The organism is Prosthecobacter sp. (genome assembly GCF_044227185.1).
Lineage (GTDB): Bacteria > Verrucomicrobiota > Verrucomicrobiia > Verrucomicrobiales > Verrucomicrobiaceae > Prosthecobacter.
Genome location: NZ_JBGAFO010000005.1, coordinates 381,871 through 400,694 on the forward strand (window position 1 = coordinate 381,871; position 18,824 = coordinate 400,694).

An 18,824-nucleotide genomic window follows, 5' to 3' on the forward strand; every position below is an offset into this window, starting at 1 on the left:
CCCCCTTAAACTGTCTGGCGGCGGCGGCGGCGCCAGCCCAGCGCGAGCAGGCTGAAGATGAGCAGCATGAGGCGGCCAGGTTCAGGCACGGCCACGATGAGGTAGCCAGTGGTGTAGAGCTCGCTGATGTCCCACTTCAGGCCGGCGGAGAGTGCCGGCAGATCGGTGTAGTCGGTGGTGTAATTGCCGCTCAGATTGGTGAAGGTGAAGGTGCCTGTGTGGGCGATGCCCGCCCAGTCGATGAGCTGCCATTTATCCCCTGCCACGAAGGTGGAGGAGTTGACGCCGACGGTGCCCACCTGCAGCGTGGCACCAGAGCTGATCGTGATGGACGGCGTGCCCGTTTTGGTAAACACCAGCTGGTCTGCCTGGGCGACGCCGCTCACCTTGGGGAATATATCCAACTGAAGCGTGCCCGAGAGCGTGAAGGTGCTGGTGTCCTGCATACCGATGGTGAGATGGCTGGCGCTGCTGGCTCCGGCCACTCCCACGCTGAGAGCTCCTCCCGCATTGATGGTGACACTGCCGCCAGCCGCAGGGGCGATGATGCCCGTGCCCGCCAGGGTGGCGCCAGACTCCACGGTCACATTGCCAGTGCCAGTGCCGGAGCCCGTGGTGTTGGTCACAAAGAGCGTGCCTGCCACGACATCCGTGCCACCGCTGTAGGTGTTGGCGCCGGAGAAGGTGACGTTGCCAGTGCCGAACGTCAGATTGTTGATCTGGATTCCCAGAGCGTCCTCCCCAGGGGCGGCCTCGCTGATGACACCCGAGAAGACCGCGCCGGCACCCGTCGCCGTGGATTCGATGTCGAGATACTGGCCTTCCACCACTCCGGGCTGGACATTCTGCAGGGTCACATTGCCAGAGAAAGTGATCGCGTTGGCGGCATAGATGCCCGTGAGCAGATTGGCGTTGGCATTGACATCGATGTTCTGCGTGATCGTGGTGATCGCAGGATCAGTGACCTGCAAAACAGCCAGGGTGATGTCGCCCACAGTATAATCCACCTGCCAGTTGACCGGGTCCGTGCCCGCGGTGTTGACGCTGGCCACGCTCTGTGAAGCCATGTAGTAAACCTTGTTCGCCGAGGTTCCGTCCGTCACCTGCACCTGGGTGCCGTGCAGCATGTTGGCGGTGGTGCTGAAGTCGGCCACGCGGACCATGTTCATGGTGCCGTCGGCATTGAACTGGACGATCTGGTAGATGCCGTTGCGTTCCTGATTGGCCGCCTCGTCCTTCACCAGAATGCGGGCGCCAACATCCGCGAGGGTGAAGGTGTGGCCGTCAATGGTGGTGCCAATGTTGTAGAAGGCGCCGGGTCCCGGGACGGCGTCGCCATTGCCAGCCCTGGTGCCGTCGCCGTTGGCCACAAAGGCCCCGCCCAGCGAACCGAGATTGTCCGCGGAGATGGTGACGTCATTGCGGTCCACGCCAAGCACCGAGGCGCCGTTGGTGGCCACCGTCACGCTTGTCAGCATGATGGCGGTGTCTCCAAGCTCGACGGTTGAGCCGCCAAGGGCTCCATTGGCGCCCACAATGAGGATGCCGTCACGGATGATCGTCGCACCATCGATCGCCGCGCCAGAAACGCCGGTGTTGGTTCCATAGGTGTTTGAACCGTTGGTCAGGATGACGGTGCCGCCACCAGCCACGGTGAATCCGCCGCCACCCGAGACAACCCCGGAGAGGGTGACGCCACCGAGAGAGCTGCCGACGGAAGCCACATCGGAGGCATTGCTGGTCTGAATCAGCACATTGCCGCCAGCCGGGCGGTCCAGCACGAGGTTGCCGGAAACGGCGGTCACATTGCTGCCCAGCGAGAGGACGCTGACGCCCTCATAGTTCGCGGAGCCGAAGGTGATGTTGTTGGAAACGGAGTCCGTCGCAGGAGGAGTGAAGCCGAGGGTCAGGGTTTCATCTGGAGTGCGGGTGTCGCTGGTGGTTCCCACGAAAATGCCGCCCGTGCCAAACGCGGCGCTGCTGGCGCTGATCAAGGTGCCTTCCGCCAGATAGGTGCCGCCACTGTAGGTGTTGCCTGTGTTGGTGATTTCGAGGGTGCCGAGTCCGCCTTTGATGAGGCTGCCGCCATCTCCCTGAATGAGGCCGGTGAGGCGGGCATCTGTCAAGGAGGAGGGGCCGCGGCCGGAGACGACCTCCACGAGGCGTGATTTGCGGCCGAGATCAAGGCCGTTTACAAACACCAGCGTGGCGTCCGCATCCTGGGCTCCGAGGATGAGGGAGTCATTGTCCGGGACGAAACCGCCGTCTCCCCAGACCAGCATGGCACCGGTTCCGCCGAGGTTGACCGTGCGGTCCGTGGTGTAGGTCAGGACGGCACTGCTGTTGGTCTGGGTGGCGTTGTTGGAAAGGGTGAAGTCCGTGCCATTAGGGTCAATGCTCACGATGGTGGTGCCGTCAGGCACGCCGGCACCGCTGACCACCGTGCCCACCGTCAGACCCGCGGTGGAAGCCACCGACACGATGGACCCGCCGCTGGTGGTGGAGCTGACCAGGGTGTTGGAGTAGCCGGCAAAACCACCGCTGCTCACCCAGTTGATCTGCGCCACGCCGGTGCCGACGGAGCGGTTGAAGGTGGAGCCGTAGCCAACGCCGATGACGCCGCCTTCCAGATGCACGTTGCTGACCGGGGAGAGAGCCAGCGCGGAGTCGAGCCGCAGTGAGCCGCCCTGAATGTAGGTGACGCCCGTGTAGGTGTTTGCGCCAGTGAGCTCGGTGGTGCCGTCTCCGGTCTGGATCAGGTTCACCACCCTTCCGGCGGCGGTGTTGTCCGCAATGACGGAGGAGATGGTGAGCGAGCGCGACGGATTCCAGTTGTGGATGATCAGATCGGCGGTGATGCCGTCAGTGTTGTTCAGACCGCTGGTGAGAATGCCGCCGGTGATGGAGTTGATGTGGTTGCCGGCATGGGTGGTCTGCAGGATGGCGCCCTGAGTGATGGTGAGCGTGTCCGCGATGTTGATGGTGCTGTAGTTCGTGGCGTCCACGTAGATGCTGGCCGTGGAGATGACCGTCGAGGTGGTCGAATTTCCGCTCAGCGTGATCTGGTTGTTGGCGGCATCAATGCTCAGGATGGTGTAAGTCAGGGAGGGGTCCAAAACATCACTGGTGCTGCGCACCACCTGGCCCACCTGAAGGCCGGTCGTGCTGGCGACCGTGACCACGGCGCTGCCAGGAGTGAACGTGGCTCCGCGGGCGATGCTGCTGTTGAAGAAGCGGATCGTGTTGACGGAGGCGTTTGAAATGGTGGTGCCGCTGAAAGCGTCAAAGCTCAGGGCGCCGTCCATGACGTTCATGTAGGCCTGCCAGTTGGCGGGATTGCCCACGATGGTGTGGGCGGTGGCGCCGCCGATGGCAATGTTGTCGGAGGCGACGACGCTGTAACCATTGGAGTCCACAAAGGCGAAGTAGTTCACGCCAGGGTTTTTGATGTCGATGGAAGTCTGGTAGGTGACACGCGGCAGAACGACCTGCACATCAACGCCGAAAAGACCGGCGAGGGTGATGTTGGCGTCTCCGGTACCGTTGTGGTCTTCCACGAAGAGCACGGTGCTGCCGGTGCCAAAGTTCACCTTGGAGGGGTTGGCGACGTCCTGCAGGTTGAGCGTGGTGTCGAGATTGGTGCCGGTCACGTTGGAAACCTTGACCATGGAGGCGCCCTCGGTCGTGCTGAAGGTGCCGATCATGTTCTGGGTGGTGGAGCGGTCAGGAGCGCCGACGAGTTCCAGAGCGCCGCCGCCCACGGTGAGGGCGCCGATGTCGTTGCGGACGAACTGATCATTGAAGGTGGCGTTGAGACGCAGGGTGCCGTCGTTGACGATCAAATTGCTGATGCCGTAGCTGCCGGCATTGGGGGTGAGGGTGCCGCGCAGTTCCAGCATGCCGGCGCCGAGCTTGATGATGCGGTAGTTTTCCTCGGCGGCAGGAGTCGTGATGGTGCCGGCCAGGACGAGGTGGGTGTAGGCGTTGCCCACGTCAAAGGTGCCGTCAGCATTGATGGTGAAGCCGCGGTCGGAGACTGCGCTGAGTCCATTATACTGGAAGGTGCCATTGTTGAGGATGAAGTTTGCGGCGGCGTTGTTGGAGGCGCCCAGGTTGCTGGCGGGTCCGGCAAAGACCAGCGAGCTGGAGGCCGCGGTGTAGAGGACGGGATTGGAGAGAACGATCTGGGTGCTGCTGAGGATGGCGGCGATGGTGGTGCCCACCGGGATGCCAGGGCCGGTGACCTGCTGGCCGACCGCGAGACCCGCGACGGCAGAGGCAAACGTGACAGTCGTGCTGCCGCTGGTGGTGGCGGCCGCGAGGGTGGCGCCGAGCACAGTGGGAGCGCCGAAGGTGAGGTTGTTCGTGCCCGTGCTGGTGACGGGATTGCTGATGTCAACGTTGTGCTCGTCCACGATGCGGATGATCACGGAGCCAGAGGGAATGCCGGTGCCGCTGACGGTCTGCCCCAGCGTGAGGCCCACGGTGCTGGCCAGGACAAGGCGGGCCGAGCTCGTGGTGACGGAGGCGAGGTCCACGCCGCTCTTGACGATCGAAGTCGGATCCGTGTAGGCGAGGACGTTGGTGCCGGCGCCCGTGGCGGTGTTGCTGATGGTGAAGCGGGTGCCGTCAATGATGGTGACAATGACCGAGCCGACGGGAATGTTGGCGCCGGAAATGCCCTGTCCTGGAGTCAGCCCAGCCGTGCTGGCGACGGTGACGGTGGCGCTGTTGTTGGCGGTGGTGGAGCTGATGTTTCCGCTGGCAGCCGTAAACTGGCCGTAGGTGAGATTCTCGGTGGCGGAGATGGTGGCGCCGGTGGAGAGCGTGACCTGTTTGTTGCTGTTGATGGCGGTGATGGTGGCGCCGCCATAATTGATGGAGGAGCCGGAGGCGGTGGCCGTGGCGTTCACGCTGATGGTCACGTTGTTGCCGTTGATGGCGGTGATGACCGCGCCGGCGGGGATGCCCGCGCCCACGACGGGCTGGCCGTTGGCCAGACCGGTGCTGCTGCTGACCACGACCACATTGGACCCGGAGGTGGTGCTGGTGCTCACGTTGACGACGGGCGGCAGGCCGGTGCCGGTCACCGTCTGGCCAAAGGTCAGGCCGTTGGTGGTGTCTGTACCTGCGAGGGTGATCAGCTTGGTGGTGGTCACATTCTGGGTGGTGAGCACGGCGCTGGAGGCGAAGCCTTCGACGGAGAGCTGACGCACGGTGAGCACGCCCTGGTTGAGGGTGTTGACGCCGGTGTAGGTGTTGAGGCCGGAGAGGATGAGATCTCCCGCGCCGGTCTTGCTCAGGCCGTTGGCCACCGTGGTGAAGCTCAGGGTGGGAGTGCCGGCGCTGACGGTGCCGCTGAGGGTGATGGTGTTGTTCACGGCATCAATGCTGCTGATGGTGGCGCCGCTGGCGACTCCGGAACCTGTCACGGTGAGGCCCGGTGCAAGCCCAGCCACGCTGCTGACAGTGACTGTGTTGGTGCCGGTGGCGGTGGCGGTGCGGCTGCCGGGAGAGAGGTTGGCGATGATCGCGGAGATCTCCAGCGGAGCCTGCGTGTTGTTCTGGTAGATGCGCAGGTCGGAGTTCACGCCAGCGCCGCCGGTAAGTGTTCCGGGGCCGGCGATGACAGCCACGTCCGTGCCGAGGTTGGGGGTGACCAGGATGCCGCTGGCCTGCAGTGTGTTGGTGCCGGTGAGGGTGACCGTCATGTCTCCGGCGCTGGCGTTCGGGGTGTTGAAGCGCAGGGTGTTTGGCGTGGTGTTGTTCTGCGTGGTGGGCGCGATGATGTTCATGTTCGCGCCGTTGTTCGCGGTGGTCGGGAGGGCCCAGTCGTTGTTCGCGCTGCTGTTGAGGTAGGCGGTGAACGCGGCGATGAGGCCGTCCGCGCCCGTTGCGGTGATGGTGCCGCCAGTGTCATTGGTCAGGCTCTTCATGGCCCAGTCGGTGCCGCCCACGGTGGCCCAGCCGCCGAGGATGCCGTTGATATTGTTGGTGTCGGTGCTGGCGATGTTGGACGTGCTGAAGTTCACCGTGCCGCCGGCCTGAACACCGATGCCGTTCATGCGCAGGATGGAGCTGCCGCTGGTGCGGCTGACGTTGTTGCTGCCCACGGCGATGGTCGTGCCGGCAACGATTTCAACGTGGGAGCCGCCGACCAGCACGATGGTGCCGCCGAGACGCCCGCCACCGAGGACGAGCGAGCCGACGTCAGCGAGCTTGGAGGTGTTTGGGTTGAGGGTGTAATCGAGCTTCAGCGTACCCGCCTGAAGGGTGTAGCTGGGCACCACGGAGCTGCTGGCGTTGTTGCGCGTGGTGGGGTCCGCGGTGCCGGTCAGGACCAGCGTGCCTTCCCCGAGCTGGGTGATGGCGCCGGCGCCTGCAATGTTGCCGGTGAGGGTCAGCGTGGCCCCTGCATTGACGAGAATGTTGGAGTTCGCGGTGACGGTCACGGTCCCGGCCCAGGAGCTGTTGCCGGTGGTGGTGGCCAGCGTGCCGCCGGAGAGGAACATCTGCTCAATGGTGGTGTAGGCCACGTTGCGGAGGTCCAGCGTGGCGTTCAGACTGCCCAGAACGGTGCTGCCATTGGTGCCGCCGCCGATCACGACGCCCGCACCACCCTGCGCGCCAAAGCCGCCGTCCACAGTGGTGGCCAGGATGCCGGCCAGCACCACGGTTTCACCACTGTAGCTGTTGCCAAGGACGGACACCGAGATGTCTCCGCTGGCGGTCGCATTGGTGCTGATGGTGATGCTATGGTTGGCATTGATGCTGACAACGGTGCTGCCGACCGGGATGCCGTCTCCGCTGACCTGCTGGCCCACGCTGATGCGGGAGGTGTCGGTCATGGTGATCACATTGGTGCCCGCGGTGGTGATGCCCTCACGGTTGACGGATGAGTTGATGACCCAGGTGCCGTTGCCGATCTTGGCCAGGGAGGTGAGGCCGCCGTCACCATCGCCGAGAACCAGACCAAAGGTGTTGTCGCCACGATTGGAGCCGCCCAGGGTGAGGGTGCGGTCGCCAGAGCCGGTGAAGGCGACTGCGGGAGAGAAGTCGTTGCCCCAGTTCAGGGTGGCGTTGAGGCGGGTGCCGTCCGCGATCAGGGCGCCGGCACTTTCACCGGTGCCGAGGGTGAAGGAGCGGTCGGTGAAGGCGATGGTGTTGTTGTTGTAACGCAGCACGCCGCCATTGAACACGAGGTTGGCCGCGTCATTGGAGGACTTGCCGATGCCGCTGTTGAAGCCGGAGAAGCCGATGGAGGTGACGTTGAGCGTGCCGCCGTTGATGACCGTGGCGCCGCTGTAGGCGTTGTCACCATTGAAGCCGAGGACGCCCTGGCCGGTCTTGACCAGAGAAACGATGCCGGTGCCGGAGAAGCCGTCACGAATGGTGCCGTTGAAGTTGAAGCTTTCGTCCGAACTGATGGTGAGGACGGAAACGCCGGTGCCCTCGTTGGTCAGCGTGCCGGCACCGGTGATGCTGGAGACGGTGGTGGAGTAGCCGTTGAGGTCCATGATGCCGCCCAGGAGCTTGAGGGTGTAGCCGGCGCCGGTGCTGCTCTGCAGGGCGGTGTCGCTGTTGAGCACCACCGAGCCGGAGTTGATGGTGAGGGTGCCGTTGAAGATGTTGGTGCCCGTGCCCTGATAGCCCAGCAGGAGCGTGCCGTTGTTGATGGAGATGTCGCTCTCAAAGGTGTTGTTGCCGCGCAGGTCGATGGCGGACCCCAGCACGCGGATGAAGCCGATGTCATTGTCGCCGGTGAGACGCATCACATTGAAGCCGCCGTATTCGACGTTGATGCCGGTGCCGTCCGCGGTGACGGGCTTGGAGATGGTGATGGTGTCCGTGTCCTTGTCGATGGCGACGATGACCGTGCCGGCCTGGATGCCATAGCTGGTGGTGGTGGTGCTGCCGTCTGGAAGAGTGATGGTCTGGCCGGTGACAGTGGCGCCGACTTCGAGAGCGTCCACCAGGCCGGGGGACAGCTTGATGGTGGTGCCGCCATTGGTGTAGCTGGAGGCCAGGGTGGCCACGCCGGTGGTGGTGGTGCCGTTGGTTTCCAGGCCGCCGGTGAGGTCGTTGTTTCCGCCGATTTCGAGCACCCCTTCATGGGTGGCGTCGGTGACGAAGATGAGGCGGCCCAACCTGCCATCGATGGTGTTGGCCGTGCCCATGGTGAGCTTGCGGTTGTCAGAGACAGAGATGAGACCGTCCGTGGCGCCGATGGTGATGCCGCGGTTGGTGTCGTCAAAGGACATGGTGTCGTTCACCAGCAGACGACCGCCATTGAGGTAGAGCTGGTCGGCCACGAAAGTGCCCGGATTGGCGCCCAGGTCGGACTCGCGGGTGATCTGCAGGACGCCTTCGTTCAAAATGGTTTTGCCGGTGTAGGTGTTCACCACGCCGTAGGTCAGCGACACATTGGTGCCGGTGACGGTGGGAGCGGCGGAAAGCGTGACGCTGTTGCCATTGATGGCGGTGACGGTGGTGCCGGCCGGGATGCCCGATCCGGTGACCGTGGCGCCCACCCGCAGATCAGCCGTGCCACCGGCGGTGACGGTGACGACGTTGTTGCCCACGGCATAGGTGGTGGTCTTGGCGGCAAGCGGGTTGAGGATCAGCGTGGAAGAACCGGACTTCACCAACGAAACCGCGTGAGAGCCATTGTCGGCCACGATGGCATTGACGGTGAGCTGGTTGGTCGGCGTCTGGAAGAACAGCTCGTAGTAACCATTGCCGCCCGCACCAGCGGTGATGGCGCCCGGGCCGGCGATGACGTGATTGGCACGGCTGGAGAGCAGGCCGCCAGCATCAAGGGTCAGAACGCTGCCGCTGGCAATGGTGAGGGTCCTGGCGGTGGTGTCCTGAATGTTGAGGGTGTGGATGGTGTAGTTGGTGTTGGTGGCGGAAGTCTGGTTTGCGCCCAGCATCTTGATGTTGAGCGAGGCGTTGTTCCAGCCGCTGATGGCAGACCCGTTGTAGGTGCCCAGAGCCAGAATCAGGTTGCTGGCCCCCAGGGTGGCCCACTCATAGATCACCGTTCCAAGGGGGCTGTAGGTGCGCACTGCCCAGCCACCCAGGATGCCCGCGGAATCATTGGCGATGCCGGTGCCGTTGATTTTAATGGTGCCGCCGGTGTCAGAGCCGCCGTTCATGGAGTCAAACAGCACTGTGGCGCCCGCGGAACGGCCGGCAAAGCTGGAGAAGGTGAGCGTATTGCCCGAAGCAAAGGACATGAAGCTGCCGATGAAGTTGGAGCCACCCTTGAAGCTCAGGGCTCCGAGGGTTTCGGAGAAGACCGCCCCGGTGTTGGAGCTGTCTCCCTGGCCGATGAGCAGCAGGCGGCCTGCGTTCATGTTGACGGCGGCAGTGTCCGGCAGGCGGTCGGCCAGGCTGGCGCTGAGGTCGAGAACGCTGTTCACGACGGTGGCGCGGTTGAGGATGTTCAGACCCGGCAGGCTGTTGGTGCTGGCGGTGTTGCCGCTGCCAGAGAGATTGATGGCCGTCACCCCCGTGAGGGAGCCGTTGGCGCCGTTGATGCGGACGTCCGCACCCGCGATGTCCACCACTCCGTTCACCGAGCTGGCGGACTGGATGTTGAGCACCGCACCGTTGATGGTGTTGTCCCCGGTGCCCTTGAGGTGCAGGCCGCCGGCAATGACGTTCACCGCCTGGGTCCAGTTCACCGTGACGAGGCTTTCCAGGCCGCGGATGGAGAAGCCATTGCCGCCCACAGTCACGGGAGCGCTGAAGTTTGTGACGCTGCTGGTGTTGTTCGTGCCGTCCAGGACGGTGAAGCCGCCGCCAAAGTTAACCAGGGTGCCAAAGGCGAAGAACTGGCCGCTGTTGGTGGCGGTGGCGACCGTGGAGATGACAATGTGCGTGGAGTCGGTGATGCTGCGGATCACAGAACCATTGGGAATGCCAGGTCCTGAAACGGCCATGCCGACGGTCAGACCGGTGGTGTCTGCCACAGTGAGCGTGGTGCTGTTGACCGTGGCGCCGCCCGTTTTCTGCAGCAGACCGTTGTAATTCAGATTGGTGAGCGTGGCGCTGGCGGTGGGGGCCACACTGAGGGTGTACTGCGTGCTGTTGAGGATGCTGGCAATGGTGGTGCCCGACCGGATGCCGGTGCCGCTGACGGTCATGCCGACGGAGAGGCCCGCGGTGGAGCCCACGGTCACGATGGTGCTGCCGGAGGTCCAGGTGGCCTGCTGGTTCGGCGTGGTGATGCTCAGCGTGCCGCCGCCGCCATCGCGGACGCCGGTGCCCGTGCCGGTGACCACTTCGGCAAAGTTGAAGGTGGTGCCGGAGCTGCGCAGGCCCAGCGTGCCGCTGTTGGCGATGATGCTGTTGAAGCTGGTGGTGGAGTCCAGCACGAGAGTGGCGCCGCTGTTGATGGTCGTGGAGCCGGTATAGTTGATGTTGCCCAGGGCGAGAACCTGGGTGCCGGAGCCGGAGACCACCAGGTTGAGGATGCCGGTGCCGTTGTTGTTCGCGCGGTTGCGCAGGAAGCCGTTAAAGCTGTTGAAGCCGCTGGTGTTGAGCGTGAGCGTGCTGTCATACGGATTGGCCTCGCCTTCGGTGTTTTCAATGACGCCGCTCGCGGTGTAGTCGGAGATGGCGCGCACCGTTTCATCATAGCCCATGAGCTTGAAGTAGGAGTTGTTGCCGCTGTTGCCGGTGGCGGCGGTGCCGACGCCGGAATCAAAGCGGATCAGAGCGGTGTCGGCGATCTGATTGCTGGCGCCGAGAGCGACCACAGCATTGCCCAGGCCCCCCTGGCTCATGTTGCCGATGATGAGGTTTCCGGCGATGGCGCCATTGGAGACGGTGGAGCCAAAGATGGTGGTGACGGCGGTGGCCGTGGCCGTGGCGGCCTTCGAAATCACAAACTGCGTGGCGCTGGTGACCGAGACCACCACCGCACCCGCGGGAATGTTGGGATTGCCAGTGACCGGCATGCCGGGGTAGAAGCCCGCGGTGGTTCCGACCGTGACGGTGGTGCTGCCATTGGTGGTGGTGGCAAAGCTGCCGTACGTGGTGGCGACGCCGGAGGCGGTGGCGGTGGCGCCCACCCCGGAACCGGTGATGTTCGAGTACATGGTGACCGACGTGGTGTTGTTCGCGGCATTGTAGCTGACGGCGCCCACCAGAGCACCCGCCGGGAGGTTCGGATTGCCGCCCAGAGGCATGCCGACGACGAGGCGGTTGGTCATGTTGCCAGTGACGGTCAGCGTGGCGCTGCCGGCGGTGCTGTTGAAGGCCAGGGAGCCAAAGGCGCCGAAGGTGGCGGTGGTGGTGCCACCCGCCGTGGCGCTGGTGGAGAGCGTGATCTCGGTGCGGTTCAGCGCGGAATTGTAAATGACGCTGTTGATGACGGCTCCGGCAGGAATGGCAGCCACTCCATTGATGGACATGCCGGCGTAGATGTCGGCGGTGCGGTCTCCGGAGACAGTGACGAGGCTGCTGCTGCCAGTGGTGGTGAAGTCGGCGCTGCCACCGTTGATGGACTGGCCCTTGGCGAGCACGAGCTGGGCGTTGGTGGCATCACCAAAGCCGCGGTTGAAAACGCGCGTGTCACCAGTGTAGGTGTTTGCCGTGGTGCCGCTGAACGTGACACGGCCGGACCCCATGATGGTGACCCCCAGACCAGCGGTGTTCTGGGAGATGGCGCCGCTGATGTCCAGACGACCGGCGGCCCCGCCGGAGTTCACATTGATGTTCAGCCCGGAGTCGAGGAGCACCGGAGCGGCGACCACGTCCACGGCCACCGTACCGCTGTTGGAAAGCACCTTGCTCAGCAGGGCGCGGCCATACTCACCGTTGTCAAACACCAGGCTGCCGCCGGTGCCCTGGGCGAGGGTGAAGAAGTTGGTGTTGTTCTGGTCGCCGATGATGACCTTGCCAACGGTTTTGTCGCCGTCGAGGGTGACGATGGCATTGGAGCTGAGGTTGGAAGTGAAGACAGCGATGCTGCCGGAGCCATTCGGGGCGGCCGCGGGCTTCCAGTTGGTGGCGAGATTCCACGAGCCGCCGCCCACAAGGTTGTAGTAGCTGGCCTTGACCGGGATGACCGGAGGAGTGGTGATGATGACGATGATGCCATCGGTCAGGAACTTGCTGATGTCGTAAACCAGGCCGCCATTGAGGGTGGGGAGGTTGAGGTTGCCGCCGCCGGTGCCGCCGGTGCGGTAGTTGGTGCCGGCATTGAAGGTGGAGCTGCCATCCACGGCCAGCCAGTTGCCCAGATTCAGCACGTCACCCAGCTTGGCGTTGGCCACAAAGCCGTTGTCCAAAATGTTGATGGTTGCCTGGCCGAGCAGGATCGTGCCATTGACGTTGATGAAGTCGTTCTGGCCGGAGGTGGGCAGGTAGTTGTTCCAAACGGCGATGGTGGTGCTCAGGTCGCGGTAGCCGCCCACGCTGTCATAATCGCCCCCGAGAAGGTGTGCCAGGATGCCGCTGTCATTGCCGGTGACGGCGCCCACCTGGAAGCTGGCGATGGAGCCCGTGGCGAGCTGCAGATTGCCATTGAAGGTCAGCGTGCCGATGCTGGCGCCGCCGGAGTCGCCCGGGGTGAGAATGGCGCCGCTGTTGATGACGTGATTGGTGACAGAGGCCGTGCCATTGATGAGGCCCGAACCCGCCAGAGTCGCGCCGGAATTGATGGTCGTGGCTCCGGTGCCCGTCTGGCCCACACCACTGACACCGACCTGGAGCATGCCACCGTTGACGGTGGTACTGCCCGTGTAGGTGTTTGTGGCGGCGAGGATCCAGGAGCTGGCGTCCGCAGCCTTCACCACCGAAGTCGGATTGGCAGAGGTGTTGTCGCTGATGACGCCATTGATGCGGTTCGCAGTGTCGGCGTAAGAGCCGCCCAGGGTCAGCGTCTTGGTGCCGACGCCGGCACCCGTGGAGTTGAACGCGCCGGTGAAGGTCAGCGCCCCGGTGCCGGAAGACAGGATGGTGCCGCCGCCGGTGGTGCCGCCCAGGCTGAAGATACGGTCGGTGGTTTCGCCAGCTCCGGTGTAGAGCAGCGTGCCCGTCGTGGCCGCGTTGCCGAGCACAATCGTGCCGTTTGTCGAGGTGGTCGGGGCCCCCAGGCTGCTGCTGGTGAGGAGCGGCGTACCGCCGTTGACACTGTTAAGGGAGCTGACGCTCAGAATGCCATCATAGATGCTCGTGGTGCCGCCGTAGGTGTTCGCACCGGAGAGGACCCAGGTGCCGGCGCCGTCCTTCACCAGCGAGGTCAGATTGCTGCCGTCATAGTTCTTGATGATACCGGCAAATTCATTGGATGCCGTGCTGGCGCCGGAAAGGGTCAGGGTCTTGCTGCCCGCTCCAGTGACGGTCAGATCACTGGTGATCACCAGCGCTCCCGTGCCCGAGGAGACAATCGTGCCGCCGCCGGTCGTGCCAGCGAGATTGAAGACGCGGTCGGTCTGTTCACCCGTGCCGGTGTAGATGAGAGTGCCGGTCGTCGTGGTGCTGCCCAGGGAGATGGTGCCGCCTGCAATGGTGGTGGGAGCGCCCAGGCTGCTGCTGGCGAGGAGCGGCGTGCCGCCATTGACACTGTTGAGGCTGGAAACCGTGAGGGAGCCATTCTGAATGCTCACCGTTCCGGTGAAGGTGTTGGCGCCGCCGAGCACCCAGTTGCCCGTGCCCGTTTTGACGAGGCTGAGCGGTGCGCCGCCGTTCGTGTCAGACAGGAGCGCGTTAAGGGTGTTGGCCAGTGCGTTGGTACCGGTGAGGGTCAGGGTGCGTGCGTTGCCAAAGGCCAGGGACTCGGTCACACTGGCCGGCGGTGCGGTGGTGGAGTCGCCGTCATCGTCATAGTTGATCGCCTTGTCGATGGTGATCTTGTTATGGGCGGCATCGACGGCTGTGATGATGGCGCCTGCAGGGATGCCGGGGCCAGCAATGTGTGTTCCCGGAGCCAGTCCTGTGGTGTCGATGCCGGTGATGTCGTAGTTCGGACCTGTCAGGACATAAGTGTTGTAGGTGTCAGACGCCGGATTCGTGTCCAGGGTGAAGGTCGAATTCGTCACGGTAACTTGAAGTGTGACGTCCGTCTGCTCCATGCGACCCGTGCTGCTGAAGGTCAGGGTGCCGGTGCCGGAGGAGTCAAGAGTGCCGCCTGCGGACAGGAGGGTGAACAGACGGTCCGTGGAGGCATTGGCACTGCCGGTGTACTGGAAGGTACCGCCGGAGAGAACCAGGTTCGCGGCATTGGCGGAGGAGGCGCCGATGCTGCTGGCGAAGCCGCCATCCGCCAGGGTGCCGGCATTGAGCACGCCTGCATTGATGATGGTGGCGCCGCCATAGGTGTTGGCGGTGTTGGTCAGGTTCAGGGTGCCGGTGCCGGCCTTGGTCAGGGAGAAGTTGTTGCCGTTGTCGCTGATGACGCCGCTGGCGGTGAAGGCGTTGCTGGCGCTGTTATTGATTGTCCAGGCCTGGCTGGCGCCCAGCACGACAGGGGCGCTGATGGTGTGCGCGGCGGAATCGGCGGCGACATTGAGCGAGCCGTAGATCGTCAGGTTGAAGGCGCCGCCAATCGTCACGCTGCTGGTGGCCGCCGTGGTGGAGCCGCCGGTGAAATTGATCGTGCCGACGAAGATGTTCTGACCGAGTGTGGTGGAGAGGTTGCCGGCGCTGTTTGCGGTGAAGTTCACCGTGTCCACATTGTCAGGAATGCCGCTCGCAGGAGTGCCGCCGGCATCGGTCGCCCAGTTGGCCACGTTGTTCCAGGCGTTGCTGGTGCCGCCCTTCCAGTAGAGGGTGTTCACCGTCTGGTTGGCGACGAGGAGGGAGATCTTGCCGCTCACATCGGTTTTGAGCGAGAGGCTGTAGGCGGTGGTGGGGTTCAGCAGCAGGAAGGGCGTGGCCAGGGCGAGTTTGGTGCCGTCCGCGATGCTGCCGGTGTAGGTGATCAGATCATAACCCGTCGTGGGGCTGGCGGTGATGCTGTTGGTTCCGGTCAGCGCATTGATGCTGATGCGGATGCCGCCGGCGGCACCGGTGAGGGAGAGGCCCTTGCTGACCGCGATCTTGTCAACCGCGGTGGTGGTGCCGCCAATATCAAAGGCCAGGCTGCCTCCGCCGATTGCAAGGCCGGTGGTGGCGCTGCCCTGCACCAGGCTGAAGGTGTTGATGGCGCCGTCTCCGCTCATGGTGAAGCTGGAGCCCGCGTTCATCGTCATCGTGGCGCCTGTGCCGCTGGTGTTGCCGGCGGTGTAGTTGCCGTCCACGCGCAGGGTGGCGGTGCTGTTCACCGTGATGGCGGTGTTGTTCGAGGTCCCGGCCGTGGCACGGCGCAGGATCAGGGTACCGGCGTTGACGGTGGTGGAGCCGGTGTAGGTATTCGCTCCGGAGAGCACCCAGGTGCCCGCGCCGTTCTTGACCAGCGAGGTGAGATTGGTGGTGCTGTTGTTGATGATGGCGGCGCCGATGGTGTTTTCCGCGGTGTTGGTGCCCTGGAGGGTGAGGGTCTTGCTGCCCGCGCCGCCTGCGGTGAAGGCGGTGGTGAAGACAATGGCGCCGGCGCCGGAGGACTCCAGATAGCCGCCGCCGGTGGTGCCGGCGAGATTGATGACACGGTTGGTCGAATCGCCGGAGCCGAGGTAAATCAGGCCGGCAGTCAGCGCGCCCGATCCGAGATCCACCGTGCCGTTGGACGCGGTGGTGGGAGCGCCAAGACCGCTGGCGGTGCTGGTGTTCTTGAGGGAGGTGACGCTGATGGCCCCGTTCTGAATGGTGGTCTTGCCCTGATAGGAGTTCAATCCGGTGAAGGCCTGGATGCCCGCGCCCGTCTTGATCAAGGACAGCGCGCTGGTGGCGTTGGTGAGGACGCCGCCAAATGTGGTGTTCGTGCCGTCGGCGCCAATGGTGAACGTCACTGTGCCGCCCGAGTTGGTGATGAGACCGTTGCCGGAAAGAGAACCGACGGTTTCGGCAAAGCCAGCCACGTCAAACACCGCCGAGCCAGCCACCACCACGCCAGAAGTGTCTGTGATGACATTGGCGGCTCCGAGCTTGAGCAGGCCGCCACTGACCGTGGTGGAGCCGCCGTAGTCGTTGGTGTTGTTGGAGATCACCAGCGTGCCGGCGCCTGCTTTCACCAGACCACTGCCGCCGGTGAGCTTGCCGCTGATGGTAGCCGTGACCAGCGGGCTGGTGACCGTGATGGTGTGGGAGATTCCGGATGACAGGGTCATCGTGTTGTTCAAAACCAGGTTGTTCACGGTGGGGGCGCCGCCGTTGGGATTGCCGCCGAAGGTGAAGCCGCCATTGACAGTGAAGGCGTTCGAAATGGTCCTGACGGCAGTGCCGGCCATGATGGTGACGCCGTCATCCAGCGTGATGGTGCCGGTGCCGTAGGCATTGGCAGCAGTGTTGTCAAAGATCACCGTGCCGCCGCTGATGCGCAGACCATTGGTGAGGATGTTGGCCGTGCCGCCGCTGAAGACGAGCGAACCGTTGCCCGTCTTGGTGATCTGCCCGCCGGTGCCGGTGTAGTTGAGCGGCACGTTGATGATCAAGCCTTCCGGAGACAGGCCCGAGACGTTGATGACCGGGTTGTTGTTGCTCAAGTTCAGCACGCTGAGGCCGGCCGCGCCGGTGCTGATGGTGGGAGTGGCGGCCAGGTTGTCATTGACCACGGTGATCGCATTGGCGGCGGTGAGCACGACGGTGCTGGACCCCGTGGGGGTGCCGAAGGAGAAGATGGGCGCGGTGTTGCCGCCGGTGCCGTTCAGGGTGAGGCTGGCAAAGGTGTTGGTGGTCGTGCCGGTGTAGTTTGGCAGCGTGAAGGTGCCGGTACCGGTGATGGTGATGTTGCTGCTGGAGGCGATCTGCCCGATGTTGGTGTTCGCAAAGTTCACCGCGCCGCCATTGATGACGAGGTCACCCGGAATCAGGGTCGTGCCGGAAACTCCGGTGGAGAGGGTCAGGGTGCCCTGATTGACGACGGTGGCGCCGGTGTAGTCGTTCAAGATGCCAGTGTAGGCGTTGGCGCCCTGGTTGAAGCCGAGGGTCAGATTCGTGTTGGAGGCGGTGGCGTTTTGCGAAAGCGTGATCTGGTTGGCGGAATCAATGCTGGCGATCGTGGTGCCGGCGGCGATGCCGGTTCCGACCACGGGCATTCCGACCACAAGGCCCGCCGTGCTGGCCAGGGTGACCGTCTTGGTGCTGATCGTGGTGGCGCCGGAGCCAACGGTCAGCCAGCTGATGCCCGTGGCCGCCAGCGAGTAGTTCACCGTGGCGGTGCCGGTGACGGTGCTGGTGGCGGAGAGGGTGATCTGCGTGGGGCTGTCAATGGAGAGGATGGTGGCGTTTGTGCCGATGCCTGTTCCGGTCACCGTCTGGCCCACCTGGAGGCCGTTGGTGCTGCCCACCGTCACCACCGCGCTGCCGCTGGTGGTGTTGGTGGCGAGAGAAGCCGCGGCGCCCAGCACGAGGGTGCCGCCGCCTGACTTCACCAGGCCGATGTTTCCGGTGATCTTGGTGTTGATGTTGGTGGTGTTCTGATTGATCCAGACAAAAAGATCCGTGCTGCCGGAGGTGATGGCGGAGCCCACGGCGGCGCTGTTGAAGTTGACCACTCCACCGACGTTGGTGAGCAGACCACCGGTGCCCAGGGTCAGCGTGACCGGCGTGTTGATGCCGCCAAGCGTGTTGGTGACGGCGCCGCTGGTGCGGTAGGAGTTCGCGGTGATGTTGGTGGTCAGGTTGCGGGAGGAGCCGTCATTGACATTCTGCGTGGCGGTGGCGGCGGCCAGGTTTGAGCTGGCATAGCCGGGATAACCCGCGCCGGTGTTCCCCAGGACGCTGATGCCGAGGGTGTCCTTGTAGGAGGCGAATTCGTTGCCGTTGACGACGGCCCAGCCGCCGATGATGCCGTTGACGAGGCTGGCCTGGTTGAAGGTGACGCCATTGATCTGGCCGATGAAGATCTGCGGCTGGGCGCCGGCGGTGGGGGTGTTGGTGGTGCCGCCGAAGGTCAGGCCTGAGCCAGAGGCAAAATTGATCACTCCACCGTTGGCGGCCGTGCGGGAGATGTTGCCAAGGGTCAGCGCGTAGGCGCCCGAGGTGGCACTGCCAAACTCACTGATCGTCAGAGAGGAGGAGCCTTGGACCAGGCCGAGGGTTCCGATGGTCTGGGTGTCGATGGCCTGGCGTGCATTGATGATGAGCGCGCCGCCGCTCAGGCTGAGCGTGGCTGCCGAAGGAAGACGGGAGGAGTTGTCCGCCAGGCCCTGGTTGTCCAGGGTCAGGGTGGCATACTTCACATTGATGGCGCTGGTCTGGGTCAGGGCGCCTTCGTCACGCAGAGTGAGGGTGCCGCCGAGGACGTTCGTGCTGCCGGTGTAGCTCTGGGCGCTGGTGATGATGAAATTTCCGGTTCCCGCCTTGTAGAAGGAGAGCGCGCCGCCAGTGTTGGTGATGGTGCCGCCAAACGTGGTGGGGTTGGTGTTGCTGCTGGTGTAGAAATTCACCGCGCTGGCGCCGGTGTTGGTGATGGTGCCGCCGGAGTTCGGGAGCGCCGTGGTCGTGCCGCCGATGTTTGCCGTTACATTGCTGGTCAGGGCGCCCACCATCTGGCTGCTGCCGCTCAGGTCCACCGTGCCGCCGTTGACGCGAAGATCGTAGAGCGTGGCGGTCGTGGCGGTGGTGGTGACGAGCAGCGTGTTGCTGGAGCCGGAGTTGAGAACCAGCGTGCCGGCGTTCACCGTCGTCGTGCCGGCCATCAGGCTGGCGCGGTCCAGGCTCAACTGGCCGCTGCCGGACTTGACCATGCCCTGGTTGGAGGTGCCGCTGAT

The 18,824-nt window shown here is 64.1% G+C and carries 1 protein-coding gene (running past one end of the window); it reads right to left on the reverse strand.

The window, feature by feature from the left end:
- Window positions 1–5: 5 nt before the first annotated feature.
- Window positions 6–18,824: the 3' portion of an autotransporter-associated beta strand repeat-containing protein gene (locus ACILSQ_RS14580; protein WP_395744373.1), read on the reverse strand. Its footprint extends 17,301 nt past the window's final position; 18,819 of the gene's 36,120 nt are visible here — the last part of the coding sequence; its start codon lies beyond the right edge, outside the window; the stop codon is at window positions 6–8.